This is a genomic window from Actinomadura vinacea (genome assembly GCF_039532545.1).
In the GTDB taxonomy this organism is placed as follows: domain Bacteria; phylum Actinomycetota; class Actinomycetes; order Streptosporangiales; family Streptosporangiaceae; genus Spirillospora; species Spirillospora vinacea.
In genome coordinates this window covers 383,041-408,552 of the sequence record NZ_BAAARW010000039.1, presented here as the reverse complement: position 1 = coordinate 408,552, position 25,512 = coordinate 383,041, and the positions used below count along the sequence as shown (strand labels likewise).

Sequence of the window (25,512 nt, the reverse complement as noted above, 5' to 3'; positions counted from 1 at the left end):
TCCCCCCTTTCTAGGAGCACCCAATGAGAAGACCCCTCTTTTCGGCATGCGCTGTTTCCGCGCTGGTCCTGACGGCGACCGCCTGCGGCATGGGCGGTGGCGGGGACGCGGCGGGCGACCCCGTGGGCCTCGCCCCCGCACTCGACCCGGACCAGAAGGTCTCGATCGTCCTGGAGAGCTACAACTTCGGGCAGGCCGGAGCGTGGACGGACACCTTCAACGAGCTGATCGGCGCCTTCCAGAAGAAGCACCCCAACATCAAGGTCACCGCCCAGAAGCCGCAGGGCAACAGCGCCAACCCCGCCACCGACACGGTTTCCAGCCTGCAGAACCAGATCGCCACCGGTACCCCGCCCGACGTGGCGCAGCTCGGTTTCAGCGATCTGGACTTCACCGTCAACCACCTGAAGGCCCTGCCGCTGGACGACCTGGTCGGCAAGGACCAGGTCACCGGGAACCTCCAGGGCGCCAAGTACCCGTACGCGCCCACGACGCGGACGCTCGGGGATTGGAACGGCAAGACCTACGGCATGCCGTTCGTGCTGTCCACCCCCATGCTGTACTTCAACGAGGAGCTCTTCAAGAAGGCCGGTCTGGATCCGTCCAAGCCGCCCGCGACGTGGGACGAGGTCAAGACCGCCGCTCTGGCGATCAAGAAGAAGGGCGGCAAGGACGGCGTCTACGTCGACTGCCTGACCAAGGCCGCCAAGGACTGGTGCTTCCAGGCGATCGCCCAGTCCAACGGCGGGCGGGTGATCTCGCAGGACCGCACGAAGCTGACGTTCGCCGACCCGCAGTCGGCCGGTGCGGTGAAGGCCATGCGGGACCTGGTGGCCTCCGGGGCGATGCCCAACCGCACGCAGATGCAGGCGGTCGAGGGGTTCGCGCGCGGCGACATCGGCATGATCCTCGAATCCAGCGCGATGCAGGGCAACTTCCTGAAGGCCTCGACCGGCAAGTGGCGGCTGGGCGCGGCGGCGATGCCCGGTTTCAAGGGCCGGCAGGCGGTGCCGACCAACTCGGGCGCGGCGCTGTTCGTCTTCGCCAAGGACGGCCCCAAGCGGCGCGCCGCCTGGGAGCTGATCAAGTTCCTGACCAGCGAGGAGGCGTACACCACCATCGCGGGCAAGATCGGGTACCTGCCGCTGCGCACCGGGCTGGTCGATGACCCCGCCGGGCTCAAGCCCTGGGCGGACGCCAACCCCTACCTCAAGCCCAACCTGGAGCAGCTCGCCAGGATGCAGCCGTGGGTGTCGATGCCGGGCGCCGGTTACCTGCAGGTGCGGGACGGGATGATGGCCGCGGTGGAGAGCGCCGTCTTCCAGGGCTCGGACGTGGACTCCACGCTGCGCGGCAGGCAGGACGAGCTGGCCGGGCTGATCAAGGCGGGGCGCTGATGACGCCGGCACCGGATCTGACGTTCGTCCAGATCACCGACACCCACATCATGCCCGAGGGCGAGCTGATGCACGGGTCCGTCGACACCGCGGCCCACCTGCGGGCCGCGCTGGAGATGCTCGAAGGGTCGGGGACGCCGGTGGCGGCGCTGCTGCTCACCGGGGACCTCACCGACGACGGCTCGCCCGGCGCGTACCGGCGGCTGCGCGAGCTGGTGGAACCGGCGGCGCGGCGGATCGGGACCGAGGTCGTGTACGCGATGGGCAATCACGACGAGCGCGCCGCCTTCCGCGCCGGGCTTCTCGGCGAGGAGCCGGCCACGGACGCGTGCGACTCCGTCCGCGTGATCGGCGGCATGCGCGTCGTGTCGCTGGACAGCACCGAGCCGGGCAAGCACGACGGGCACCTGTCGGACGCGCAGCTGGAGTGGCTCACCGGCGTCCTGGCCACGCCCGCCCCCCTGGGCACGCTCCTGCTTTGCCATCACCCGCCGCTGCCCTCGCCCGTCCCGCCCGTGAACCTGCTGCGCCTGCGCGGCCCGGAACGGCTGGCGGAGGCGATCGCGGGGAGCGACGTCCGGCTCGTGGTGACGGGTCACGCCCACCACGCCGCCTGCGGCTCCCTGGCGGGCGTGCCGGTCTGGGTCGGCCCCGCGCTGGCGTACGGGGTGGCCGGGTTCCCGCCCCAGGGCAGGCTCCGCGCGGGCGCGGACGCCGCGTTCAGCCGCATCGACGTGTTCGGCGGGCAGGCCGTCGCGACCGCCGTCCCGCTCTCGCGGGCCGCCGAGGTGTACGACGTGCCCGCGGCGGACCGGATACGCATGATCGAGAACGTGGTCGGGGTATGACGACCGGCACGTTCGTCGAGGTCGCGCCGCCCTCCCGCCCGCTCGCGGCGGGGCGGGCGGCGCCCCTCCCGGTCCGGCCCGGCCTGTTCACGCGGCTGGTGCGGGCCGCCCCGCCGTACCTCTATCTGGCCCCCGGCCTGGTGCTCCTGGGCGTATGGACGTACCGGCCGCTCGCCCAGACGCTCTACCTGTCGTTCCACTCCTGGAACCTGGCGCCGACCTCGCCCCTGACACCCGTGGGCACCGCCAACTACGAGCGGCTGCTGGCGACGCCCGAGCTGGCCGCCTCGGTCGGCCGGACGTTCGTGGTGATCCTCGGGATGCTGCCGTTCACCGTGCTGATCCCGCTCGCGGTGGCCCTGGCCGCCCGCGGGGTGCGCGGCAGGGCGGGCGCCGCGTACCGGGGCATGGTGTTCGCGCCGATGCTGGTCGCCCCCGTCGCGGGCGCGGCGGCCTGGCAGTGGCTGCTCGACCCCTCGGGGGGCGCGGTCAACTCGGTCCTCGGCACGAACACGAACTGGCTGAACAGCACCGCGACCGCGCAGTGGACGATCATCGTCATCGCCGGCTGGCACGTCGTCGGGTTCGCGGTGCTGGTGGTGTCGGCGGGCCTGACCGGCATCGATCCCGAGTACGCGGCGGCGGCGAAGGTGGACGGCGCCTCGCGCGGCCAGATCACGCGGTGGATCACGCTGCCGCTGCTGTCGCCGACGCTGTCCTTCCTGGCGCTGATGACCGTGCTGCTGTCGGCGCAGTGGACCTTTCCCCTCGTCGACACCCTGACCCAGGGCGGTCCGGACGGCTCGACCACCACCGTCTACTACCTGCTCTGGGAGTACGGCTTCCGCAGCCACGACGCCGGCCTGACGGCGGCCGCCGGAATGATCTTCTTCGCGGGCTTCATGCTGATCGCGGCGCTGCTGACCCGGCTGGCCGACCGCGCGCCGCGGGAGGAGGGGCCATGAGCGGGACGACCGGGAGCGGGCCGACCGGGAGCGGGCCGGGCGCGCGCACGCGGATCGAACGCGCGGCGGGGCATGCGGCGCTGGGCCTGCTCAGCCTGGCCTGCCTCTTCCCGATCTACTGGATCTACGCGACGTCGCTGCGCGCGCCCGGCGACGTCCACGACCTGTCCCCGCTCCCCTGGCCGCTGTCGCTGGACAACTACGCCGACGCGTTCGCCAAGAACGATGTCGCGGGCATGCTGCTGAACACCACGATCATGGCGACGCTGTCCGCGCTCGGCCAGCTGCTGGTCGCGCTGCCCGCCGCGTACGCGTTCGCCGCCTGGCGGTTCCGCGGGCGGCGGCTCGCCTACCTGCTGTTCGTGGGCACCTGGCTGGTGCCCTTCCAGGTGACCATGCTGCCCAACTACGCGCTGCTCGCGCAGCTCGGCCTGCTGGAGACACTCGCCGGGGTGGTCGTCCCGAACCTGTGCTCGGCGCTCGGCGTGCTGCTGCTGCGCGAGCACCTGATGAACTTTCCCAGGGAGCTCCTGGACGCGGCGCGCATGGACGGGCGCTCGTCGTGGGGCACCCTGTGGACGGTCGTCGTCCCCGTCCTGCGCCCGGCGCTGGCCGCGCTCGGCATCCTGCTGTTCATCACCGCCTGGAACGAGTACTTCTGGCCGGCGATGGTGCTCCAGCGTTCCAATTCGGTGATCCAGCTCGGCCTGCGCAGCTTCATGGGGACCGAGGGCAACGACTGGGGGCCGCTGATGGCCACGGCCGGGCTGGCCTCCCTGCCCGTGCTGGCGCTGTACGTGTTCCTGCAGCGGCACATCGTGAACGCGTTCGTCAGGTCCGGGCTTAAGTGACGGGCCGGCTCCGGTCAGGCGGGGACGGGCTCCTTCCCGGCGGGCAGGCAGCCGAGGAAGGACTCGACCAGCGGGCCGGGGTCGGCGTTCCACGCCGCGTACACGTCCAGGACCGGGACCGGGTCGTAGAGCCGGACCGTGGTGGTCCCGGGCCCTCCGGTGGCGGCCTGCGCGTGCCTGCCGCGCAGCGCGGAGGCGAACCCGACCAGCGGCTTGACGGCCGCGATGATCGCGGTGGCGCCCGGATCGTCCACCTCCTCGGCCACGTTGAGCCGGATCCCGCTGGTGCGCGCGGCGGAGAGGATCGCGTCGTACATCGCCGACGACTGCGCCCGGTGGAACAGGATGCAGTTCTCCCCGGCCAGCTCCTGGAACGGCACCTCGCCCCGGTCCGCCCAGCGGTGCTCCAGGCCCACCACCGCCACCAGCGGGACCCGCAGCAGGCGGCGACCGGCCAGCCCCCTCCCGGCGGGCTCGCCGTACACCATGGCGACGTCCAGGCGCCCCTCCTGGAGCGCGGCGAGCTGCGGCCCGGTGCGCATCTCGATCATGACCACCTCGGCCTGGCGGTGGCGTGCGTTGAAACGGGCCAGCGTGCCGGGCAGCACCCGCTGGCCGGCCGGGAAGTTGTACCCCACCCTGATCGTGCCCGAACGGCCCGCCGCGGCGGCCCTGGCCGCCTCCCCCGCCCGCTGGACCCGCTCCATGATGTCGTCGGCGAGCTCGCGGAAGACCTCGCCCGCGGGGGTCAGCCGCACGTCGCGGGAGGTCCTGGACACCAGCTCCGCCCCCACCGCGCGCTCCAGCTGCCGCAGGTGCTGGCTGAGCGAGGGCTGGGCCAGGTGGAGCCGGGCCGCGGCCCTTCCGAAGTGCAGCTCCTCGGCGATGGCTAGGAACGATCTCACATGGCGCAGTTCCACGCGGGCGACGCTAACCCGGTCGAGCGAGCAGACGGTGAACGATTCCGAACCAGTCCGTTGATTCGGACATCACACTCATTGCCCGTGCCAGGGTTTGAACCGAGCCTCGTCATCGGGCCTCGTCATCGCCGCACGCCCCCGAGAGGAACGACATGCGCTCCAAAGTGTTGCCCGCGGTCATCCTGCTGCCGGTCCTGGGGCTGACGGCCTCGTGCACCATGGAGAACACCGCGCTCAGGCAGATCCAGCCGAACGCGACGGTCTACATCGACGGCTGGGACGAGGACGGCGACACAGGAGACCGCGCCCTGATCGAGCAGAAGCCCTCGGGCATGTGGGTGGTCCCCTCGAACGCTCCTTTCCGCAGCACCCGCGTCAACGGCTTCACGGTCCGTGTGACGCTGGATCCGAAACGCGGGTTCCTGGTCACCGACCTGGGCGGCGTCAGGGTCGGCAAGGACCACGACAACTGCCTCGAGGACGGCGAGACCTACGCCTTCCTCACCGTGCCGCCGACGTCCCTTGAGTGGGAGCCGCCCAGCAAGGACACCGGCAGCAGCAACGACGACTGCGTGGTCGCCCCGGAGGACTGACCCCGCTCTGGGGGAAACAGGAACAGAGCCGTCCTGAAAGCGCAGGTCAGGAGCTAACCAGACTCCGCCCTCCAAAGCGGAAACCTTCGTCGTCACGGACATGTATCCGTCGGTGAGGGTACCGCTGCGTAATGTGAACCTTTCGCAACGGATCGAGATCTGCTGGTCGGGGCTGGGCATCACCGTCACCGCCGACCTCGACGACCGGAACGCCGGCCTGGCCGAGGCGCTGTGGGAGGCCCTGCCGTACCGGAGCCTGCAGGGGCACGCCCTGGTCGCCGGTCATCACCTGTTCCACGTGGCCCCCGTCCACGACCTGCTGCACCTGCCCGCCGCCCACCGGGTCGACCGGCGGACGGTCCCGGACGGCACCGTGTTCTGCTCGCGGCTGCAGCATCTGGGGATCAAGTACGGGACGCTGACCGAGCCGATGCCGGCCACCCCGGTCGGCCAGGTGGTGCCGGGCGACCTGGACGCGCTCGCCGAGGCCGGGCGGGCGGTGTGGGACTCGGTGTACTCGTCCAAGAAGCCGGTCATGGCCGAGGTGCGGCGCGCCGGCAAGGTGAGCGGCCACCGCGTGCCCCGGCTCAGGGCGGCCGCCCCGGAGACGGACGCGCTGATCGGCGAGGTGCACGCCGAGACCGAGCGGATCTGGCTCGTCCCGCCCCAGGAGCTGGTGGATGTGCACGACGGACGCTTCCGCTCGGGGGCGGGCAGCTACGGCACCGTCCTGACGACGATGCTGTTCGTCAACGGGGAGACCCGGCCGCTGGGGTACAACGTCTACAGCGGCCTGGTACGCGCCGCCCGCGAAGGGATGCCGCTGCCGTCGCTGCGGCACATGGCCCGCACGCTGATCGCCGTCCCGGCGGAGTTCCTGGCCTACTGCGGGCTGGAGAAGCTGGGCACGTTCACCGAGCAGGTACTGGACCACCTGGAGCGGCTCCAGACCCGTGACGACTTCGTCGCGGTCATGGCGCACATGGCGCTGTACATCAACTGCCTGGGCGGCTGGAACCTCCACCTGTTCCCCTGGCAGGCCGGCGACCGGCTGGTCCCGGCGGAGGCGCAGCGGTGACCGACCGGCGCGTGGCGGTCGTCGGCGGCGGCGTGATCGGGTTGTCGGTGGCCTGCCACCTGGCCGAGGCGGGCGTCGGCACGGTGCTGCTGGAACGTCACGGGCTCGGGTCCGGGGCGTCCCGGGCCACCGCCGACGTGCTGCGCGCCTACTTCCTCGGGAACCCCGTCAGCTCGGCGATGGCGGTGCGGAGCCTGGACGCCTACCGGGCCTTCGCCTGGCGGATCGGTACGCCCCTGCCGATGCGGCGGGCCGGCTACCTGATCCTGTTCACCGAACGCGACCAGATCGCGGCGTTCGAGGACGACCTGCCCGCGCAGCAGGCCGCCGGCGTGGACGTCGCGCTGGTCGACGCCGAGGAGGCCAGGAGGCGCAACCCCCTGGTGGGCGACATCGGGCTGCTCGCGGCGGCCTGGTCACCGCAGGCGTACGTCTCCGACACCGCGGCCATCGTCTCCGGTTTCGCCGCCGCCGCCCGCCGGGCGGGGGCCGACCTGCGGACGGACTGCCCGGTCACCGCGATCGACGTCGCGAAGGGACGCCTGCACACCGCCGGCGGCGTCCTGACCGCCGACGCGATCGTGTGCGCCGCGGGCGCCTGGTCGGTGCCGCTCGCCCGATCGGCGGGGGTGGACCTGCCGCTGGCCGAACCGGTCGAGCAGGAGCTGCTGGCCACCGGGCCGCCCCCGTCCAGGATCCCGCTGCCCGACATCCCGATCACCCTGCACGCCGCCAGCGGCCTGCTCGTGCGCAAACGGGGGGACGGGCTGCTCGTCGGCATGGGCTACCCGGGCCCGGACCGGGAGGGCTGGCGCGAGCAGGTGCGCGCGCAGCTGGCCGTCACCTATCCGAGCCTGGAGGGGACCGCCCTGCGCACTGCGTTCACCGGCGTCCGGGACGCCAGCCCCGACCGGACCGCGTTCATCGGCCGCGCGCCCGCGCGAACCCCGTTCTTCTACGCGGCCGGGTTCTCCGGGCACGGCCTGTGCACCGCTCCCGCCGCCGGGCGGCTGGTCCGCGACCTGTACCTCGGCCGTGAACCGGACATCGACGTCCAGCGCCTGGCGGCCACCGCGCAACGGGGGTGAGCGACATGGAAAGCGACATGGAAAGCGATAGGGAATCCGCGCGCATCGTGCTCGACTTCCGGCCGGAGGACGTGCACAGCGTCAACGACCGGCTGCGGCGGGCCGGGCCGCTGGTGCCGGTGGAGCTCGAAGGCGTGCGGGTGTGGGCCGCGGCCCGGTACTCCACCTTGCAGGCGGTGCTGACCCACCCCGACCTGTCACGGGACATCCGGCACTGGTCGGAGGAGGGGCGGCGCGCCCTGGACCCCGGGGGATCGCTCGCGCAGATCGTCCGGGACACCTCGATGGTGAACGCCGAAGGCGCCGAGCACCGGCGGCTGCGCGGCCCGCTCGCCCGCGCGTTCTCCCCCCGCCACGTCCGCGGGCTGCGGCCCGGGATCGAGAAGGCGGCCGCGACGCTGGTCGACCGGCTCGCGCAGCTGCCGCCCGGCCCCGTCGACCTGCGGCGCGAGTTCGCCTATCCGCTGCCCAGCGAGGTCATCGCCGACCTGCTGGACATCCCCGCCGAGCGCCGGCCCGAACTGTACGAGCACGGGCGGGTGACGGCGACGACGCGGGACGGCCGGCGGCGCATCGCCGACGCCCGGGCCGGGCGCCGCGCGGTGCTCACCGAGGTCGTCGCCGAACGGCGGGGTGCCCCGGGCGACGACCTGATCAGCGAGCTGATCGCCCTGGAGGGGGACCGGCTCACCGCCGACGAGGTCATCGACACCATCGAGACGCTGTTCGTCGCCGGGCACGTCACCACGGTCAACCTCATCACCAACGCCGTGCGGGCCCTGCTGTCCTCCCCCGGCCAGCTGCGGCTGCTGCGCTCCGGGGAACGCCCGTGGGACGCGGCGGTCGAGGAGGCGCTGCGCGTGCACTCCCCCATCGGCCTGTTCCCGATGCGCTACGCCGTCCGCGACCTCCGGATCGACGGGGTGCCGGTGCGCAAGGGCGAGGCGGTCCTGGCCTGCTACGCGGCGGCCGGGCGCGACCCCGAGCGGTACGGGCCGCGGGCCGCGCGGTTCGAGGTGTCCGCCGCTCCCCCGTCGCACCTGTCGTTCGGGCAGGGGGCGCACTACTGCCTGGGCGCGCCGCTGGCGCGGCTGCAGACCGGGATCGCGCTGGCGGCGCTGTTCGAGGCGTTCCCCGACATGGCGCCCGCCGAGCCGCTGGACCGGCTCGGCGGCCTCGACACGGTGATCGCCGTCAGCACCAGAACGCTGCCGGTGCTGCTCGGCCGGAGGGCCCGATGACCGGCGGGCTCGGGCAGGCGGTCATCGACGGCCTGCGGGCGGCGGGCGACGGCGACGTGCTGGTGCGCGGCGGACGCCGGCTCAGCGGCGAAGAGGTCCTGGCCATGGTCGCGGCCGGCGCCGACCGCCTCACCGGCCTCGGTGTGCGGCCGGGCGACACCATCGCCTGCCTGTACGGCGAAGCGCCCGAATCGGTCGTCGGCCGGCTGGCCGCGCTCGCGCTCGGGTGCCCGTTCGTGCACCTGGTGAGCGACATCCCCGTTCCGCTCGCCGCGGCGACGATGCGGGCCTTGGACGCGTCGGCCGTCCTTTGGGACCCCGCACGGGAAGCGGACGCGGAGGCGCTGCTGGCCGCGTGCCCGGTGCGGGTCCGCCGCCGACTGGACGCCGGCCTCTTCGCGCCCTCCGGCGCCTCCCTGCCGGCCGGGCCGGTGACCGTGCCCGGACCCGGCGATCCGGACGCGGTCTCGGTGGTGATGTTCAGCAGCGGCACGACCGGATCGCGCAAGGCCGTGGCGTACGGGCACCGCACCGAGACCGCCCACCTGGACGCCGCCCGGGCGATCTTCGGACCGGGCCCGTGGCGGTTCCTGCTGGCACCGCGCCGCCGGTACGTGCCGGGCCTGCTCACATTGTGGACGCTGGCGGGCGGCGGCACGGTCGTCCTGGAACCCGTCCTGGACGATGCCGCGCGCCTGGCCCGGTTGGTCGCCCGTGAAGGCGTCACCCACGTCATGGCCGGCCGTCCGGTCGAGATCTACGGCCTCGCCCAGGACATGGACGCGCCCCTCGACGGCCTGCGGCAGCTGCTCTACGGGGGCACGGCCCCGCTCCCTGCCCGCACCGCCGCGGCGGCCGGACGGCTCGGCCCGGCGCTGACGCAGACCTACGGCACCACCGAAGGCGGCTTCCTGACCGCCCTCCACCCCGGCGACCACCGCCGGACCGACCTGCTGGCGTCCGCCGGCCGGGCGGTGCCGGGAGTCGAACTGCGCGTCCGCGACCCCCGAGGGGCCGACCTGCCCGCCGGCGAGACCGGGGAGGTCTGGGTGCGGACGAGGCAGCTGATGCTCGGCTACGTCGGGGATTCCGAAGGCACGTCCCGATCCGTGCGCGACGGCTGGCTGCGCACCGGGGACCGGGGCCGCCTGGACCCCGGCGGCTACCTGTTCCTTTCGGACCGGATCACGTGAGGCTCGACAGGTAGCGGTCCTTCAGCAGCGCCTTGTGGATCTTGCCGACCGGCGTCAGGGGCACCTCGGCGGCGATGACGAGCTGGCGGGGCACCTTGTAGTCGGCCAGCCGCTCCCAGCAGAAGGCGGTGAGCTCGTCCGCCGTGGGCGGCTCGACCCCCTGGCGCGGCACCACGTAGAACCGGCCGACCTCGCCGAGCACCTCGTCGGGCACGCCGATCCCGGCGGCCATCGCGACCTTCGGATGGGTGGCCAGCAGGTTCTCGATCTCCACGGGGTAGACGTTGAAGCCGCCCTGGATGTACATCTCCTTCTTGCGGCCGCGCAGCACCAGATGCCCGTCCGGCTCCATGGCGGCCATGTCCCCGGTGGCCAGCCAGCCGCCCGGCAGGAAGGCCTCCGCGGACTCCTCCTCCATGTCCCAGTAGCCGGCGGCCACGCAGCCGCCGCGGATCTGGAGCTCGCCGGTCTCGCCCGGCGCGAGCACGGCGCCGTCCGGACCGGTCACCCGGCCCTCGAAGTCGCCGATCACCACGCCCAGCGTGCGGGAGACCGTCTCGGGGTCGTCGTCCGGCCGGGACAGCACGCACGCGCCCGAGGATTCCGACAGGCCGTACAGCCCGTACAAGGAGGCGCCCGGGAAGCCGCGCCGGATCGCCTCGCCCAGCGCCGGCTCCACGTTGGAGCCGCCAGCCGTGCAGATCCGCACCGACGAGACGTCGTGGTCGGCGAAGTCCTCCCGGCCGAGCATCAGCACGAACATCGTCGGCACCGCGCCCAGGAACGTCACCCGGTGGCGCTCGACGGCGCGCAGCGCCGCCTCCGGGCCGAACGCCGGCAGCAGCGCCACCGATCCGCCGCTGACCAGCGCGGCCATGACGGTGCAGGTGATCCCGCCGACATGGTTGAACGGCAGGTGCCCCAGCAGCACGTCGGTGTCGTCCATCGCGAAATGCTCGGCCTGCGCCGACGCGGAGGCCAGGATGCCGCGATGCGTGATCACCGCGCCCTTGGGCCGTCCGGTGGTCCCGGAGGTGTAGAGGATCATCAGCGGGTCGTCGGGGGACACCGCCTCGCGCGCGGCGGCCGGCGCCTCCGGGCCGGCCGGCGTGGCGGTCAGCTCGTCGAAGGAGCAGCTGCCCGCGAACCCTTCGCCGAAGAACACGAAGTCGCCCACGCCGGGGACCTTCGGCCGGAAGCCCTCGAAGAACGCCGCGAAGTCGAAGTCGGGAGTGGCGTCGAGGCTGATGACCGTCCGCGCCCCGCTCTGCCCGAGCATGTAGGACAGCTCCCGTTCCCGGTAGCGCACGTTGAGCGGGACGATGACGGCGCCGATCCGCGCGGCACCGAAGAAGGCGGCGAGCCACTGCGGCGTGTTGAGGCCCAGCAGCCCGATCCGGTCACCGTGCCGGATCCCGCGGCCGAGTAACCCCTCGGCGACCCGGTCGGCCATCTCGTCGAATCCGGCGAAGGTGATGGTGCCGTCGCCGTCGTGCAGGAATGCCTTGTCCCTGGCCGCCGCGTCCTTGAGCGCGGTCCCGACCGTGAGCGCCCGCATATCGCCCTCCCTCGCCCCGCGATCCCTCAGGACTTGCGTCCGACACCCGAGTAGAACCAGATCCGCTGGGCCTCCTCCATGGAGACCGGCCGCTCGGGGCGCCACAGCGGCGCCCACACCACGCCGGGGTCGGCCAGCTCGAAGTCGCCGAACAGGCCCGTCACCTGCTCCCGGGTGCGCGGCGTGCCCGGCGCGGAGGTCCGCTTGTAGACCTCCACGACCTTGGCGACCACTTCGGGGACGCCGTCGGACGAGGCGTGCGTCAGCGCCAGATGGCTGCCCGGGGCCAGCGCGTCGCGCAGCACCTTCATGATGCCGGGCGGATCGTCCTCGTCGGGGATGAAGTGCAGGGTCGCCACCAGCAGGAGCGCCACCGGCCTGCTGAAGTCCAGCAGCTCCATCTCGGGATGCTCGAGGATCTCCTGCGGCCGGCGCAGGTCGGCCTGGATCATCCTGGTGCCGCCAGAGCCGGCCAGCAGGGCCCGCCCGTGCACGACCACCTGCTTGTCGTAGTCGACGTAGACCGTCCGGGCGTCCGGATTCACCGACTGCGCGATCTGGTGCACGTTCTGCTGGGTGGGCAGGCCGGTGCCGATGTCGAGGAACTGGTCGATGCCCTGCGCGGCCAGGTACCGCACCGCGCGCCCGAGGAAGGCCCGGTTCTCCCTGATCAGGGTGAGCAGCGTGGGGTCGGCCGCGATCGCCTCGTCGCCGCGTGCCCGATCGGCCTCGTAATGATCCTTGCCGCCGAGGTAGTAGTCGTACATCCGAGCGATGTTGGGCACACTCGGGTCGAAACCCCGCGGCCGAGGCCGTTCGTCCACCGTCTCTCCTCACCAGCGATCGTACAGATCACAAGCTAGTACGACGGCACCCGATCCGGGAGCTTCTTCGCACCGAGTCGCGGAGTTCCCGGAAAGCGCTTCCGCGGCCTCAGACCGGCGCCTTCCCGCGGGTGGCGCGCAGCGCCCAGGGCGCCAGCACGATCAGCAGGATCAGGGCGAGCAGGGACGCGGTGATCGGCTGGGTGAGGAATCCGGTGAGGTCGCCGCCGAAGATGCGCATCGAGCGCCGGAAGGACGATTCCAGCAGTTCGCCGAGGACGAAGGCCAGCACCAGCGGCCCCGGCTCGAAGCCCGCCTTCTTCATCAGGTAGCCGAGCACCCCGAGCCCGACCATCAGGAACATGTCGAACACGCTCAGCCGGACCGTGTAGACGCCGATCATCGTGATGAGGATCGTCAGCGGGGCCAGGATCGCCGCCCGGACCCGCAGCACCCGGACGAACAGCCCGATCAGCGGCATGCTCATCGCCAGGAGCAGCAGGTTCCCGACGTACATGGAGTTGACCACGCCCCAGAACAGGTCGGGCTTCTCGTCCACCAGCGTCGGTCCCGGCGTGATCCCCTGGATCAGCAGCGCGCCGAACATGACGGCCATGGTCGCGTTCGCTGGGATGCCCAGCGTCAGCAGCGGGATGAACGAGGACGTCGCGCCCGCGTTGTTGGCCGTCTCCGGGCCCGCGACGCCCTGGACGGCGCCCTTGCCGAACTTCCCGGGTTCCTTGGCGGCCCTCTTCTCCACCGCGTAGGCGACCATCGACGACATCGTCGCGCCGCCGCCCGGCAGGATCCCGAGCAGGAACCCCAGCACCGATCCGCGGGCGATCGCGCCCTTGGACTCGCCGAGGTCCCGGCGCGAGGGGTAGACCGAGTCCACCTTCACGGCCGGGGGTTGCGGCCGCCGCAGCGACTCCATGTTGTGCAGGATCTCCGCGACGCCGAACAGGCCCATCGCGACGATCACGAAGTCGATGCCGTCGAGCAGCGGGTCGACGCCGAAGGTCAGCCGGGCGGCGCCCTCCAGCGGGTCCTGGCCGACCGTCGCCAGCAGCAGCCCGACGGTGGCCATCAGGACGCTCTTGAGCCGGGACCCGCTGCCGAGCGTGGTGATCAGCAGGATGCCGAGCAGTGCGAGCGCGGTGTACTCCGAGGGCCCGAAGTCGATGGCGAAGCCGGCCACCAGCGGCGCGACGAACGTCAGCGCGACGATCGCCACCGTCCCGCCGATGAACGAGCCGATGGCCGCGATGCCGAGGGCCGTGCCGGCCCGGCCCTGCTTGGCCAGCTCGTGCCCGTCGATGGCCGTGACCACGCTCGACGCCTCGCCGGGGAGGCGCAGCAGCACCGAGGTGATCGTCCCGCCGTACTGCGCGCCGTAGAAGATCCCCGCCAGCATGATGATGGCCGCGGTCGGCTCGATGTTGTAGGTGATGGGCAGCAGGACCGCGATGGTGGCCGCGGGGCCCAGGCCGGGCAGGACGCCCACCAGCATGCCGAGGGTGACGCCGAGCAGGCAGTAGAGCAGGTTCTCCGGCTGGAAGACGACGCCGAAGCCCGACATCACCGGGGAGAGGAAGTCCATAGTCAGTCTCGCAGGTGGTTCAGGTGGGACGGCTCACAGGGCGATCAGGTGGGGCAGCGAGACCCCGAGCCCCGTGATGAACAGCAGGTAGAGGACGGCCGTCGCGACGACCGAGACCGCGGCCGTGACGCGCCAGCTCTCCCGGCCGAGCCCCTTCATCCACAGCACCAGCAGCGCCAGGGTGGGCACCTCGAACCCGACCAGCTCGAACAGGACCGCGTAGCCGAGCAGCGAGGCCACCGCGATGGCGACCGTCACGGCGTCCTTGGTGAACGGCTCCTCGTCGCCCCGGGGCCGCGACCGCAGCACCAGCAGCGCCGAGACGACCACCATCGCGACGCCGACGACCAGCGGCCACAGTCCCGCGCCCGGGGCGGCCAGCGTGCCGACGCCGAGGTTCCACGACAGGACCGCGGCGACGGCGCCGGTCACCAGTGTGACCAGCGCCGACACCACGTTCAGCCGGCGCGCGTAGCCGGGCGGGGCGACGGCGCCGCCAGGTTCGGCGTCCCCGTCCGGGGACGCCGAACCGGCGGTCTCGGCGGTGGCGGGACCGTCGGCACCGGCAGTGGTCACTGCTGCGCCTTGAGGTCGATGCCGAGGCTCTTGGCCATGGAGTCGAACCGCTGGAGGCTCGCGTTCACCTGCGCCGCCACCTGCTCGCCGTTGGCGTTCCACGGGACGATGTAGCTGGACTTGAGCAGCTGGAGGTACTCGGGCGAGGCCACGGCCTTGTCGATGGCGGCGGCGAGCTTGTCGCGGACGTCGGCGGGCAGTCCGGCCGGGGCCGCCACGAACCGGCGCTGGTCGACCAGCACCTCGTAGCCGGACTCCTTGGCGGTCGGCACGTCCGGCAGGGCCTCGTGGCGCTTTTCGGAGAAGACCGCCAGCGCGCGCATCTTGCCCGCCTGCACCTGCTTGAAGCCCTCGGCGATCTGCACGGACGCGACGTCGACCTTGCCGCCGAGCACGGCGGTCACGGTGGGCCCGCCGCCGTCGAACGGCACGGGCGCGGACTTCACCTTGGCCTTGCCGAACAGCAGGGCCTGCGACAGCTGGCTGCCGGTGCCGGGGCCCGTGGTGCCGTACTTGAGGTCACTGGCGCCGAGCAGGTCCTTGAGCGTCTTGTACTTGGACGAGGCGGGCACCACCAGGACGTAGTCCTCGACGGCGAGCCCCTTGACCATCGTCATGTCCTGGAGCTTGATCGCATCGGCGTCGTCGAGCATCAGCGGCCCGATCGCGAACAGCGACTGCGGCATGACCGCGACGCGGTAGCCGTCCGGCTTGGCGCTGAACACGTCCTTGCCGGCGATCTTGCCGTTGGCGCCCGGCTTGTTCACCACGACCGCCTTGGCACCCAGCGGCTTCTCGACGCTCTTGGCCAGGGCCCGGGTGATGAGGTCGGTGCTGCCGCCGGGTCCCTGCGGCACGGTGAACTCCACCGGTTTGGCGGGATATCCGGACGCGTCCTTGTCCTTGCCGCCGCCTTGCACGGAACATGCCGAGGCGGCCAGGGCGACGACTGTCAGAAAGACACCGATTCTCATAATTTCTCCGTTTCTCTCCGTTTCTCCCAGGGGGAGGAGAGCTGGATCCGGTCGGGGGGTGGTTCCAGTCGGGGGGTGGGGGCCGGCGGAGTTCGGGGGGTCAGCGGTCGGCGCCGACGAGGGCGAGGCCGGTGCCGAGCAGTTCGTCGAGGGCGGCCAGATGTTCGGGTTCGGGTTCGGCGAGCGGTGCGCGCACCGGACCGGTGTTCGCACCGCGCAGCCGTGCGGCGGCCTTGATGAGGGAGACCGCATAGCCGGTCCCCTTGTCGCGCAGCTCGACCAGCGGAACGTAGAACTCCTCCAGCAGCCGGTCGACCCGGGCGTGGTCGTCGGCGTGCAGCGCGGTGAAGAACGACTTGGCGATCTCGGGAGCGAACGCGTGCACGGCGGACGAGTAGGCCGGGACGCCGATGCTGCGGTAGGCGCGCGCCTGCATCTCGGCCGTGGCCGCGCCGTTGAAGAACAGCCAGTGGTCGGGTGCGGCGAGCCTGAGCCGCTGCAGCCGGTCGAGGTCGCAGTGGCCGTCCTTGACGCCGATCACGTTGGGGATCGCGGCGAGCCCGGGCACGCTGGACACCGCGAACCGCACCTGGGCGCGCTGGTAGACGATGATCGGCAGCGCGGTGCTCGCGGCGACGCGCCGGACGTGCTCCTCCACCCCCCGCTGCGGCGCCTCCACCAGGTAGGGCGGCAGCAGGAGCAGGGCGTCCGCGCCCGCCCGCTCGGCGGCGGCCGCGAACCGGGCGGCCTGGGCCCAGCCGTAGCCGGTGCCCGCGACCACCGGCACGGCGCCGGCGGCCTCCTCGACCGCCACCGTGACAAGGTGCTCGTACTCCTCTTCGGTGAGCGAGAAGAACTCGCCCGTCCCGCAGCAGGGGAACAGCGCGCCGGGCCCGGCGGCGATCTGGCCGCGCACATGCGCCCGGAAGGCCTCGAGGTCGACATCGCCGCCGGCGTCGAAGGTCGTGAGCGGGAAGGACAGCACGCCCGCGGCCATGCCGCGCCGCAGCCGTTCCGCCGTCTCGCCGTGCGTGATCGTAGCCACCAACTTGTCTCCATATATAGTTGGATGACATGTGGCGAGCAGCTTTGCCTTATTTCGGTACTCTGTCAATGCTCTCGCCGAGATCGATTTCCGGCCGTCCGCGGCGGGACCCCCCAGTGAGGTGCGATGACCGTTCCCGCCGACTCCGCCACCTCCGGCCGGAGCTAGACGATTGGACGTGTCCTCCGGAACCCTGCTGGTCATCGCGGGGTTCGGCGCCGGGCTTGCCGGGTCCGTCGCAGGGCTCGCCTCGCTGTGCAGCTACCCGGCGCTGCTGGCCTTCGGGCTGCCGCCCGTCGCCGCCAACGTCACCAACACCGTGGCGATGTTCTCCACGACGGTGGGATCCGCCACGGGGTCACGTCCCGAGCTGCGCGGCCAGTCGCGGCGCGCCGCCAAACTGATCGCCACGGCGGCCGCCGGCGGGTCGGTCGGGGCATGGCTGCTGCTCAGCACGCCCGCCTCGGCCTTCGAGGCCGTCGTCCCCTGGCTCATCGCGCTCGGCTCGGTCCTGCTGCTGGCGCGTGACCCGCTGAGGCGGCGGGCCGAAGCCCGGTCGGCCGCCCGCGCGGCCTCCGACGGCCCGCCCTCCTTCGCGCCGCTCGTCGTCCCGGTCGGGCTGGTCGGCCTGTACGGCGGCTACTTCGGCGCCGCGGCCGGCGTGCTGATGCTGGCCGTGCTCTGCGCCTCCGCGACCGAGCCGCTGCCGGTGACCAACGCCGTCAAGAACCTCGCGACCGGGGCCGCCAACGTGACCGCCGCCGTCGCCTACGCCTTCCTCGCCCCGGTGCACTGGCCCGCCGCGGCCGTGCTGTCGTGCGGCTGCCTGGTGGGCAGCTGGATCGGGCCCAAGGTGGTGCGGCGGCTGCCGGAGAAACCGCTGCGCTACGCGATCGCCGCGGCCGGATTCGGGCTCGCCCTCTACCTCCAAGTCGTATGATGACCTATGTTGTCATCATGACGACCAGCCCCGACCGCATCGCCTGGGTACGCCTGTCCTCCGTCCGCCTCCCGCTCGCCACCCCCATCAGCGACGCCAAAGTCCTCACCGGACGGCAGCGCCCGATGACCGAGATCGCGCTGCTGTTCGCCGAGATCGGCTCGGAACAGGGGCACGAGGGCATCGGCTTCGGCTACTCCAAGCGCGCCGGCGGCCCCGGGCAGTACGCGCACGCAAAGGAGATCGCCCGCGACCTCGTCGGCGAGGACCCCAGCGACATCTCCCGGATCTGGGACAAGCTGGTCTGGGCGGGCGCCTCGGTCGGGCGCAGCGGCCTGGCCACCCAGGCGATCGCCGCGGTCGACGTCGCGCTGTGGGACCTGAAGGCCAAGCGCGCGGGCCTGCCGCTGGCCAAGCTGATCGGCGCGCACCGCGACTCCGTCCGCTGCTACAACACCTCGGGCGGGTTCCTGCACACACCCCTCGACGAGGTGCTGCACAACGCCACCGCGTCGTTGAAGCGCGGGATCGGCGGCATCAAGATCAAGGTCGGGCAGCCCGACACCCGGGCCGACCTCGCCCGGGTGGACGCGGTCCGCGAGCACCTCGGCGACGACGTCCCGCTGATGGTGGACGCCAACCAGCAGTGGGACCGGGCCACCGCGCACCGGATGGGCCGCGCTCTGGAGAGGCACGACCTGGTCTGGATCGAGGAGCCGCTCGACGCCTACGACCACGCCGGGCACGCCGCGCTGGCCACCGCGCTGGCCACGCCCGTCGCCACCGGGGAGATGCTGACCAGCGTGCGCGAGCACGCCGAGCTCATCGACGCCGGCGGCGCCGACATCGTCCAGCCCGACGCGCCGCGCATCGGCGGCGTCACCCCGTTCCTGCGCCTGGCCGCGCTCGCCGAGCACCGGCACCTGCAACTCGCCCCGCACTTCGCGATGGAGATCCACCTGCACCTGGCCGCCACCTACTCCATGGAGCCGTGGGTGGAGCACTTCGAATGGCTGGAGCCGCTGTTCAACGAGCGCCTGGAGATCCGCGACGGCCGGATGATCGTCCCCGACCGGCCGGGGCTCGGCGTCACCCTGAGCGAGCAGGCCGCCGCGTGGACGGTCGACCGCTACTCGACATGACGACCCGCACCCAGGAGCTGGTCGACACGCTCACCGCCCGCATCCGGGAGGGCGTCATCAGGCCCGGCGAGCGGCTGCCGACCGAGACCAGCCTGATCGAGGCCCACGGCGTCAGCAGGACGGTCGTCCGCGAGGCCCTGTCCCGCCTCAAGGCCGCCGGCCTCATCGAGACCCGGCACGGCCGCGGCAGCTACGTGCTGGCCATGCCGAGCACGACCGGCTTCGACCCCGCGGCCCGCGACCTGCGGGACGTCCTCGACCTGCTCGACCTGCGCATGGGCATCGAGGCCGAGGCCGCCGCCCTGGCCGCAGACCGGCGCACCGGAGCGGCGCTGAGCAGCCTCGGCGAGGCGCTGGAGGAGTTCGCCGCGGCCGCCGGGCACCCGAGCACGGCCGTCAACGCCGACTTCCGCTTCCACCTGCGAATCGCGCTCGCCACCGGCAACCGCTACTACGGCGACCTGCTCGCCTCGTTCGGCCCGTCCATGATCATCATGCCGCGGGACCGGCTGAGCCCCGCCCGTCCCGACTTCGCCACCATCGTCGCCGAGCACGCCAACATCCACGCCGCCATCGCACGCCAGGACCGCGAGGCGGCACGCGCCGCCGTCCGCGTCCACCTCTCCAACAGCCGGGCCCGCCTCGTCGACCGTTCAGACGGCGGTCTCCACGAGGGTGGCGAGGTCGGCGAGGGCCTCTGAGACGGCCACAGGGTCCGGTTCCTCCGAGGTCCCCCCGTCGAACCGGACGCGGGCGAGCCGCTGCGGCCGCGGGTGGCCGTGCGCGAGGCCGGGGTCCAGTTCGACGGTGATCCGGGCGCCGTCCGGCAACCTCCGCCAGACTTGCGCGACCACGCCGCCCCCCTGCGTGACGCCCCGCTCCCAGCCGCGGCGGACGAGCCCCAGCAGGGAACCGCCCGGGACCGTCACGCCCTCGAAGCGCTCCAGGCGGCCGCCGCGCTCGGCGGCGGTCAGCGCGTGGACGGGCCTTCCCAGCTGCGGGAAGGGCTGGAGGATCTCGTAGTCGGCGAACACCCGCGCCCACTCCTTCGTCGCGCGTTCGCCCAGGGCCACCGGATGGACGATCCCGACCAGCGCCCCGTCCGGCGGCGTGAAGACGGCGTCCGCGGCGTCGGCGAGCGTGCGGTCCTCGGCGATCCGGAACGCGGCCCGCGCGCCGTCGTGCTCGCTCACCCACACCAGCCGCCGCGCGAAGTGCCAGAGCAGCGGATGGCCGAGGACGAACGCGCGGAACTCCGGCACGCTCCAGCGCCGCCCGGCCGCCATCGCCGCCTCCAGCCGTGCGACCTGGGCGGCGGCGACGTCCCTGACGTCCTTCTTCAGTTCCGCGAACCGGGGCGGTACGCGGCCTCCGCCATGGCCTGGTCGTCCCGGGCTCCGGGCTTGGGAAGGTCCTTGCGGCGATTGCCGTCCGCGTCGGTCACGTACGGCCTGAGCCGCTCGTCGAACCCGACCGTGAAACGGCGCGGGCCGTAGTCGAGGACGAGGCTCGCGCCATCGTCCAGGCCCAGGCCGGGGACGAGCCGGTCGGCCAGCCGCTCCGGGGACAGCCCGAGTCCGTCGGCGACCCGTTCGATCCGTTCCCGCGCCCGCTCCCGGAGCTTCGCCGACGAGGCCCGCTCCGCGAAGCCGTTCAGGTTCGCCAGCGCGAAGTCGGTGCCGATCTCGGCGAGCACGTCCAGGCCGGTGACCGTCCGGGCGTGGCCGCCCTCGCCCGGCCACGCGCGCAGCAGCGGCGACAGCCTCCGGACCGTGCCGTCATCGCCGGACCAGCCGAGCTGGGTCAGCGCCCACGTGCCGCCCGGCGGCATCCCCTCGTCCCGCCACCGCTCGAACAGCGCCCAGCCGAACTCGGCGAGCGACGCGGGATCGCAGATCTCCCGCACGGCCGCCAGCCCCGCGTACCTCTCCTCCGGCCCGGACATCTCCAGCATCGTCAGCAGGTGACCCACCGCAGACGCGGGCAGGGCCCGCTCGCGGCCGCGCAGCAGCACCTGCGGGAGAAGGTGCGGGATCAGCACGTCCACGGGAGCGGGAACCTTCGCCGGGTACACCTCCAGGGGGTCGGTGGCCAGCAGCCGCTGGACCGCCTCGACCACCTCGTTCCCGAACGGGCGCGCCGCCCGGACGACGGCTTCCTCGCCCCGGCTCTCCGCGACGAGCCGCAGCGCCGCCTCCGCGCCGCGCCGCGCCGCCCCGGTTTTGCCCATGGCCGCCGGGACGAGCAGCGGCACCGCCTCGACTCCGTGCCGTTCGATCCACGCCCGCGCGACCCGTCCACCGGTCTTCGACCGCGCGAGCCATTCGGCCGTCTGCAGGGCCACATCCGCGTCCAGGAAGGGGAGCAGCAGATCGCCCGCCCGCGCCGGGGCCGCCTCCGCCAGCCCCTGGGCGGCGGGCAGTGCGGCCAACTCCCAGCGTGCGAGGACCGGCCGCATCCAGCCGTGGACGTCGCCGACGAGGGGCGACTCCCAGTCCGGGACCAGCGGGCGGACGAGATCCTCGGGCCCCTGGACGAGCAGGCTCCGCTCACCCCACGGCTTGAGATCGCCGAGGCGGAACCGGCGGGCCAGTTCGTCCCAGTCGGAGTCCTCGTCCCAGAGCGCGATCTCCGACTCCTGCCGGGCCCACGCCTCGCGCTCGCCGGCGGCCCACCGGACGGCGGGCTCACCGACCGGTTCGAGGCCGCCGATGACGACCGGCCTCTTGGCCGACCCGGCGGGCCGGGCCCACGGCGGGTCGGCGAGGGCGCGGGGAAGGTCGCCGGCCGGGGCCTCCGGGACGCGGGCGTCGGCCTCGACGACCGCGCGGACCTCCGCGGGGAGGCCGTCGGCCGCCAGTGCCGGACGGGCCCGCACGTGCGCGGCCAGCAGGCGCGCCGCCCTGGACGAGCCCGGCTCCGCGAGCACGCGCATCGCCCGCCTCGGGAAGCGGGCCATCGCCGTCACCAGCGCCGCCTCGGCCCCTTCTTGATCGAGCCGGTCGAGCAGCGACCGGAAGGCCGCGTCGGAGGGAAGCATGGCGAGAACGTCGAGACCGCCGGCGCGCCCGTCGCCGTGGCCGCTGTCGGCCGCACGCGCGGCCGTCGGCGCGAGCGCGGCGCCCGCGCCGTCCACGAGGGTCGCGGTGAACTCGACGGGGCCGGCCATCCAGGAGTCGAGCGGGTCGATGAGGTCGAGATGCTCCCCGGCGACGGCGCACCCGTACATCCACTCGAACCTGGACCCGACGTCGGATCGGGCGGCCTCCCGGCAGGACTCCGCGACCCAGTCGCTCCGCGCGGGGACGAGATAGGCCGCCACGAGCCGCTGCCTCGGCGTACGCCGCGCCTCCGCCAGCGCTTCCACCGCCGCGCGGTACTCCGGCTCGTCGCAGGTGGCCAGCAGGGTGCGGAGCCGTCGACCGACCGCGTACTCCATTCCGGCGAAGGGCCAGGGCCAGGGGTCGTTCCGCCCGCGGACCCAACCGGGCACGCGCGCCGAGTCGCGTATGGCCCAGCGGACGGTGACCTCGCTCATCTCCACGAAGGCGCGCGCGGCGAAGCCGATCCCGTGCTCGACGATCCACGTGTCGACCAGCGCGCACCCGTCCTTCTCATGAAGGACCCCGAAGTCGAGTTCAGGGAGCGCGGTGGCCGCGACCACCGCCGCGCCCAGCGGCCCGGCCTCGCCCTCCAGGTGCCGTCGGCCCTCCTCGACCAGCAGCGGATCACTCCCGCGCGCGGTGAACGCCATCTCGCACAAAGGCCGTCCCGCGGCGACCCTGGCGGTCATGGCCGCGACCACCGAGGACTTGACCTTGACGGGCCGCACCGGGGCACCGCCGCGCCTGGGATGCAGCTTCCGGCGCCACGAGTCGGGCAGCGCCGTCGCGTTCTCGTCCGGCGAGGTCATGACGCCTCGACCAGCCCGGTCAGGTCGGCCAGGATCTCCGAGGCCATCACCGGGTCCAGATCGCCGAACACGCGGCCCGTGCGGCGCCCGGAACGGTGCTTCTCCGGCCGGTCGCCGATCCGGACGCGTTCCACCCTCTGGTCGGCCAACTCGGCCACCCGTTCGCCTCCCTTGATCCCCGGACTCAGATCGACCATGACATAGAGGCCGCCGAACGCGCTGCGGAACATCCAGCTCCAGTCGTTGCGCACCGGATCGCCCCGGCTCCAATCTCCGCGGGTCAGCTTCAGCACCGCCCGGGCGGGCACCACGGCGCGCTCGAACCGGGCCAGCCGCGCGCTCGCGCGCTCCCGCTCGTCCAGAACGTGGCGGACGCGCTCGAGCTGCGGGAACGGCTGCGTGACCTCGTAGTCCTCGAACATCTCCGCCCAGTCGTCGGCTTCGTCCCCGAGCAGGACCGGGTGTGCGAGACGGATCCGTGCCCCTTCCCCCAGTTCGAAGGCGTCGTCATGGACGTCGGCCAGGGTCCGGTCTTCGGCGATCCGGAACGGGACGGGCCTCCCGCCGTCGTGCGCGGCCGTCCACACCAGCAGCCGCCCTATGTGCCGCAGCAGCGGGTGCCGCACATAGAGAGTGTGGAACTCCTCCGGGGACCAGGTCCGGCCCGCCAGCATGGCGCGCTCCAGACGCCGGATCTGCTCGGCGGCGACCTGCCGCACGCCGTTCTTCAGATCGGTGAAGCGCCCGTACGCCGCCTTCGCCAGGTCAGGGTCGTCCTTGGCTCCCGGCTTGGGCAGCGTCTTGAGGCGCCTGCCGGCGTCGTCGGTCACGAAGGGCTTGAGCTGCTGGTCGAAACCGACGGCGAAGCGGCGCGGACCGTAGTCCAGAGACAGGCCGCCGTCGGCGTCGAGGCCGAAGTCCGGAATCACCGGGTCTTGCAGCTGCTGGTAGGTGACCACCTGCCGCTCACCGAACTCGTGGATCCGCGTGGACGCTTCGCGCCTGAAACCCGTGCCCGGCCCGTTGTCTTTCAAGTCGAACAGGTGCGCCAGCGCCACGTCGTTCCCGATCGCGGCGAGGACGTCCAGCCCGGCCAGGGCCCTGGCATACAAGCCCGCCGCATGCCAGAAGAGGATCACCCGGACGAGCCGCCGCACCGTCTCACCGTCACCGGTGGCGCCGAGCTGCGGCAGCGCCCACCGATGCCGCGACGGCATGCCCTTGCCCCGCCACCGCTCGAAGATCGTCCAGCCGAAGACCGCCAGCGAACGCGGGTCGCAGGCGGCCTTCACCGCCTCCAGCAGCGCGTCATCGGGTGCGAGGTCCGGTGTCGCGAGCCGTTCGACCAGCCCGCGGGCCGCCTCGTCCGGCAGGGCCGCATCGCCGTCCCGCATCATCACCTGCGGCAGGAGCGCCGGATCCGCCCACTCGGGCGTGGCGGGCTTCTTGGACGCCGTCCCTGCGCCGGACGCGAGCGCGTCCACCAGCGGGCGCGGCAGGGTCTCCCCCTCCGCCTGTCCGACCCGTGCGACCGCGGCCGACATCCCTTCGATGACCGTCCGGCATGAAGCGGGCAGCTTCGCGGCGGACAGCTCCGGATGGGTCCGCACATGATCGGTCAGCAGTTCCGCCACACGCTCGGCCTCCGGCGAGTCGCCGGCCGCCACCGGAGCCATCAGGCGCATCGCCCGGACCGGAAAGCGTTCCATCGCCGCGACCAGCTCGGGCAGGACGGCCGGGTCATCGCCGAGCCGCGACAGCAGCACCGCGAACGCCTCATCGGAGGGGACGACGGAGACGGTCTCAAAGAATCTGCGGTACTCCTCGGAACTTCCGAAGTACGCGTTCGGACCGTCGGCTTGCTGGAGGAGCACGGGAAGGGCGTCGGCGCCCAACCCGTCGACCAGTGTCGTCACGACGCCGAACCAGGGACCGAAGCCCAGGTCCAGCGGCTCCTTCAGAAGGGCGAGGTGGTCCGTCGACCCGAGAGAGCAGTAGAGGGTGGTCGAGAGCCAGTGTTTGATCCAAGCGCTGGGAGGCGGGGATTTGCAGCATTGGGTCACCCAGTCGAGCCGGTCCGGCACGAGGTAGGAGACGATGATCCGCTGCCCCGGCGTCCGGCGCCGGTCCGTCAAGCCCCGCACCGCCCGGTCGTACTCCTCCTCATCCGCGCCCGCGAGCACGGCGCGGACCCGGCGCAGGGCATCGGGGGCCAGTGAACGGACGTGATGGCCGCCCCTCGCGGACCGCTGTGGCGTTCGGCGGTCTCCCCGCTCCCGGATCTCGATGAGGCTGAGCTCCGCGAGCGCGCAAGCGGCGAACGCGGCCCCGTGGTCGGCGATCCAGAGTTCCGCGAACGGCCGCTGGTACCGCAGTTTCGGCCAATACTCCGACCCCGAGGACGGTTCGTCGACGTACATCGCGAGCTCCGCGAGCGCGGCCGCGCCCGCCGGGTCGGGTCGCCCGTCCAGGTGCCGCCGGACCCGCACGGCGAGGTCCCGCTCGGACTGATCCGGATCAGGGTCGTCACCCGCGTGGGAGAGAAACCGTTCGATGGCGTCGCGGGCACCCTCCAGGAGCTCCCCGGCCTCCGCCACCGCCTTCTTGTCGATCTTCTTGACGGGCACGGCGACACCGCCGCGGCGCGGATGCAGGACCCGATGCCAGCTCTTCGGGACGACCAGGACGTCCTCATCGGGGAGCGGCGCGGCATGATCACTCATGACGCCACACCGTAGGGCCGGTATCCGACACTCCACCGCCGTT

Annotated in this window: 22 protein-coding genes; 12 read left to right on the top strand and 10 right to left on the bottom strand. The window is 72.7% G+C overall.

Features of this window, described 5'->3' with window-relative positions; translation table 11 throughout:
• Positions 1 to 23 precede the first annotated feature (23 nt).
• From ABD340_RS43145 to ABD340_RS43130, 4 genes are read left to right on the top strand one after another with little or no spacing between them, the layout of a single operon-like run.
• Positions 24 to 1,397 carry an ABC transporter substrate-binding protein gene (locus tag ABD340_RS43145; protein ID WP_344597366.1) on the top strand — a complete coding sequence of 458 codons (1,374 nt, stop codon included), beginning with the start codon at positions 24 to 26 and terminating at the stop codon, positions 1,395 to 1,397.
• The gene (locus tag ABD340_RS43140; protein WP_344597364.1) at positions 1,397 to 2,245 is read left to right on the top strand and encodes a metallophosphoesterase; all 849 of its coding nucleotides are present in this window, start codon (positions 1,397 to 1,399) and stop codon (positions 2,243 to 2,245) included. The genes ABD340_RS43145 and ABD340_RS43140 overlap by 1 nt, the downstream gene beginning before the upstream one ends.
• Positions 2,242 to 3,210, top strand: a complete 969-nt coding sequence (locus ABD340_RS43135; RefSeq protein WP_344597363.1) for a carbohydrate ABC transporter permease — start codon at positions 2,242 to 2,244, stop codon at positions 3,208 to 3,210. The genes ABD340_RS43140 and ABD340_RS43135 overlap by 4 nt, the downstream gene beginning before the upstream one ends.
• Positions 3,207 to 4,061 carry a carbohydrate ABC transporter permease gene (locus ABD340_RS43130; RefSeq protein ID WP_344597361.1) on the top strand — a complete coding sequence of 285 codons (855 nt, stop codon included), beginning with the start codon at positions 3,207 to 3,209 and terminating at the stop codon, positions 4,059 to 4,061. Before ABD340_RS43135 ends, ABD340_RS43130 begins: the two co-directional genes overlap by 4 nt.
• A 14-nt stretch (positions 4,062 to 4,075) precedes the next feature.
• Here ABD340_RS43130 and ABD340_RS43125 read toward each other — a convergent pair whose 3' ends face one another.
• Positions 4,076 to 4,981 (bottom strand): LysR family transcriptional regulator, encoded by a 906-nt coding sequence (locus ABD340_RS43125; RefSeq protein WP_344597360.1) that lies wholly within the window; start codon positions 4,979 to 4,981, stop codon positions 4,076 to 4,078.
• Positions 4,982 to 5,133: 152 nt separating this feature from the next.
• On the opposite strand from ABD340_RS43125, the gene ABD340_RS43120 reads away from it, so the two are divergent.
• From ABD340_RS43120 to ABD340_RS43100, 5 genes are all read left to right on the top strand, one after another.
• On the top strand, positions 5,134 to 5,574 hold the full coding sequence (locus ABD340_RS43120) for a hypothetical protein (RefSeq protein WP_344597358.1): 441 nt from the start codon (positions 5,134 to 5,136) through the stop codon (positions 5,572 to 5,574).
• A gap of 133 nt (positions 5,575 to 5,707) precedes the next feature.
• Positions 5,708 to 6,652 (top strand): cucumopine synthase-related protein, encoded by a 945-nt coding sequence (locus ABD340_RS43115; RefSeq protein WP_344597356.1) that lies wholly within the window; start codon positions 5,708 to 5,710, stop codon positions 6,650 to 6,652.
• Positions 6,649 to 7,740, top strand: a complete 1,092-nt coding sequence (locus tag ABD340_RS43110; RefSeq protein WP_344597354.1) for an NAD(P)/FAD-dependent oxidoreductase — start codon at positions 6,649 to 6,651, stop codon at positions 7,738 to 7,740. The genes ABD340_RS43115 and ABD340_RS43110 overlap by 4 nt, the downstream gene beginning before the upstream one ends.
• 17 nt (positions 7,741 to 7,757) lie before the next feature.
• Complete coding sequence (locus ABD340_RS43105; protein ID WP_344597352.1) at positions 7,758 to 8,981, top strand: cytochrome P450 family protein; 1,224 nt, start codon at positions 7,758 to 7,760, stop codon at positions 8,979 to 8,981.
• Complete coding sequence (locus ABD340_RS43100; protein ID WP_344597351.1) at positions 8,978 to 10,174, top strand: class I adenylate-forming enzyme family protein; 1,197 nt, start codon at positions 8,978 to 8,980, stop codon at positions 10,172 to 10,174. Before ABD340_RS43105 ends, ABD340_RS43100 begins: the two co-directional genes overlap by 4 nt.
• On the opposite strand, the gene ABD340_RS43095 is transcribed toward ABD340_RS43100, so the two are convergent.
• From ABD340_RS43095 to ABD340_RS43070, 6 genes are all read right to left on the bottom strand, one after another.
• Entirely contained in the window at positions 10,167 to 11,732 is a 1,566-nt protein-coding gene (locus ABD340_RS43095) for a class I adenylate-forming enzyme family protein (protein WP_344597349.1), read from the bottom strand. The genes ABD340_RS43100 and ABD340_RS43095 overlap by 8 nt on opposite strands.
• Positions 11,733 to 11,758: 26 nt before the next feature.
• Positions 11,759 to 12,556 (bottom strand): SAM-dependent methyltransferase, encoded by a 798-nt coding sequence (locus ABD340_RS43090; RefSeq protein ID WP_344597347.1) that lies wholly within the window; start codon positions 12,554 to 12,556, stop codon positions 11,759 to 11,761.
• A 109-nt stretch (positions 12,557 to 12,665) separates the two neighbouring features.
• Positions 12,666 to 14,156, bottom strand: coding sequence for a tripartite tricarboxylate transporter permease (locus ABD340_RS43085; RefSeq protein WP_344597346.1), 1,491 nt, complete (start codon positions 14,154 to 14,156; stop codon positions 12,666 to 12,668).
• 33 nt (positions 14,157 to 14,189) lie between these two features.
• Positions 14,190 to 14,732, bottom strand: a complete 543-nt coding sequence (locus ABD340_RS43080) for a tripartite tricarboxylate transporter TctB family protein (protein ID WP_344597344.1) — start codon at positions 14,730 to 14,732, stop codon at positions 14,190 to 14,192.
• On the bottom strand, positions 14,729 to 15,706 hold the full coding sequence (locus ABD340_RS43075; protein WP_344597342.1) for a Bug family tripartite tricarboxylate transporter substrate binding protein: 978 nt from the start codon (positions 15,704 to 15,706) through the stop codon (positions 14,729 to 14,731). The genes ABD340_RS43080 and ABD340_RS43075 overlap by 4 nt, the downstream gene beginning before the upstream one ends.
• Positions 15,707 to 15,806: 100 nt before the next feature.
• Positions 15,807 to 16,751 carry a 5-dehydro-4-deoxyglucarate dehydratase gene (locus ABD340_RS43070; RefSeq protein WP_344597340.1) on the bottom strand — a complete coding sequence of 315 codons (945 nt, stop codon included), beginning with the start codon at positions 16,749 to 16,751 and terminating at the stop codon, positions 15,807 to 15,809.
• A gap of 178 nt (positions 16,752 to 16,929) precedes the next feature.
• Here ABD340_RS43070 and ABD340_RS43065 point away from each other — a divergent pair, with 178 nt between their 5' ends.
• The 3 genes from ABD340_RS43065 to ABD340_RS43055 are packed head-to-tail and all read left to right on the top strand — an operon-like array spanning position 16,930 to position 19,534.
• Positions 16,930 to 17,691 carry a sulfite exporter TauE/SafE family protein gene (locus ABD340_RS43065; protein ID WP_344597338.1) on the top strand — a complete coding sequence of 254 codons (762 nt, stop codon included), beginning with the start codon at positions 16,930 to 16,932 and terminating at the stop codon, positions 17,689 to 17,691.
• Positions 17,692 to 17,708: 17 nt separating this feature from the next.
• On the top strand, positions 17,709 to 18,833 hold the full coding sequence (locus tag ABD340_RS43060; RefSeq protein WP_344597337.1) for an L-talarate/galactarate dehydratase: 1,125 nt from the start codon (positions 17,709 to 17,711) through the stop codon (positions 18,831 to 18,833).
• Positions 18,830 to 19,534: a FadR/GntR family transcriptional regulator gene (locus ABD340_RS43055; protein WP_344597336.1), complete on the top strand. Its 705-nt coding sequence runs from the start codon at positions 18,830 to 18,832 to the stop codon at positions 19,532 to 19,534. The genes ABD340_RS43060 and ABD340_RS43055 overlap by 4 nt, the downstream gene beginning before the upstream one ends.
• Here ABD340_RS43055 and ABD340_RS43050 read toward each other — a convergent pair.
• Genes ABD340_RS43050 through ABD340_RS43040 form a run of 3 tightly spaced genes read right to left on the bottom strand, consistent with a single transcriptional unit; the run spans position 19,487 to position 25,469 of the window.
• Positions 19,487 to 20,131, bottom strand: coding sequence for a DUF4132 domain-containing protein (locus ABD340_RS43050; RefSeq protein ID WP_344597556.1), 645 nt, complete (start codon positions 20,129 to 20,131; stop codon positions 19,487 to 19,489). The genes ABD340_RS43055 and ABD340_RS43050 overlap by 48 nt on opposite strands.
• A gap of 41 nt (positions 20,132 to 20,172) precedes the next feature.
• Positions 20,173 to 22,746, bottom strand: coding sequence for a hypothetical protein (locus tag ABD340_RS43045; RefSeq protein WP_344597334.1), 2,574 nt, complete (start codon positions 22,744 to 22,746; stop codon positions 20,173 to 20,175).
• Positions 22,743 to 25,469: a DUF4132 domain-containing protein gene (locus ABD340_RS43040; protein WP_344597332.1), complete on the bottom strand. Its 2,727-nt coding sequence runs from the start codon at positions 25,467 to 25,469 to the stop codon at positions 22,743 to 22,745. The genes ABD340_RS43045 and ABD340_RS43040 overlap by 4 nt, the downstream gene beginning before the upstream one ends.
• Between the last annotated feature and the right edge of the window lie 43 nt (positions 25,470 to 25,512).

Bases quoted from the DNA above. Each gene is read 5' to 3' on its own strand.
- ABD340_RS43145 (WP_344597366.1), top strand. From the start codon at position 24: ATGAGAAGACCCCTCTTTTCGGCATGCGCTGTTTCCGCGCTGGTCCTG.
- ABD340_RS43140 (WP_344597364.1), top strand. From the start codon at position 1,397: ATGACGCCGGCACCGGATCTGACGTTCGTCCAGATCACCGACACCCAC.
- ABD340_RS43135 (WP_344597363.1), top strand. From the start codon at position 2,242: ATGACGACCGGCACGTTCGTCGAGGTCGCGCCGCCCTCCCGCCCGCTC.
- ABD340_RS43130 (WP_344597361.1), top strand. From the start codon at position 3,207: ATGAGCGGGACGACCGGGAGCGGGCCGACCGGGAGCGGGCCGGGCGCG.
- ABD340_RS43120 (WP_344597358.1), top strand. From the start codon at position 5,134: ATGCGCTCCAAAGTGTTGCCCGCGGTCATCCTGCTGCCGGTCCTGGGG.
- ABD340_RS43105 (WP_344597352.1), top strand. From the start codon at position 7,758: ATGGAAAGCGATAGGGAATCCGCGCGCATCGTGCTCGACTTCCGGCCG.
- ABD340_RS43100 (WP_344597351.1), top strand. From the start codon at position 8,978: ATGACCGGCGGGCTCGGGCAGGCGGTCATCGACGGCCTGCGGGCGGCG.
- ABD340_RS43095 (WP_344597349.1), bottom strand. From the start codon at position 11,732: ATGCGGGCGCTCACGGTCGGGACCGCGCTCAAGGACGCGGCGGCCAGG.
- ABD340_RS43085 (WP_344597346.1), bottom strand. From the start codon at position 14,156: ATGGACTTCCTCTCCCCGGTGATGTCGGGCTTCGGCGTCGTCTTCCAG.
- ABD340_RS43075 (WP_344597342.1), bottom strand. From the start codon at position 15,706: ATGAGAATCGGTGTCTTTCTGACAGTCGTCGCCCTGGCCGCCTCGGCA.
- ABD340_RS43060 (WP_344597337.1), top strand. From the start codon at position 17,709: ATGACGACCAGCCCCGACCGCATCGCCTGGGTACGCCTGTCCTCCGTC.
- ABD340_RS43055 (WP_344597336.1), top strand. From the start codon at position 18,830: ATGACGACCCGCACCCAGGAGCTGGTCGACACGCTCACCGCCCGCATC.
- ABD340_RS43045 (WP_344597334.1), bottom strand. From the start codon at position 22,746: ATGACCTCGCCGGACGAGAACGCGACGGCGCTGCCCGACTCGTGGCGC.
- ABD340_RS43040 (WP_344597332.1), bottom strand. From the start codon at position 25,469: ATGAGTGATCATGCCGCGCCGCTCCCCGATGAGGACGTCCTGGTCGTC.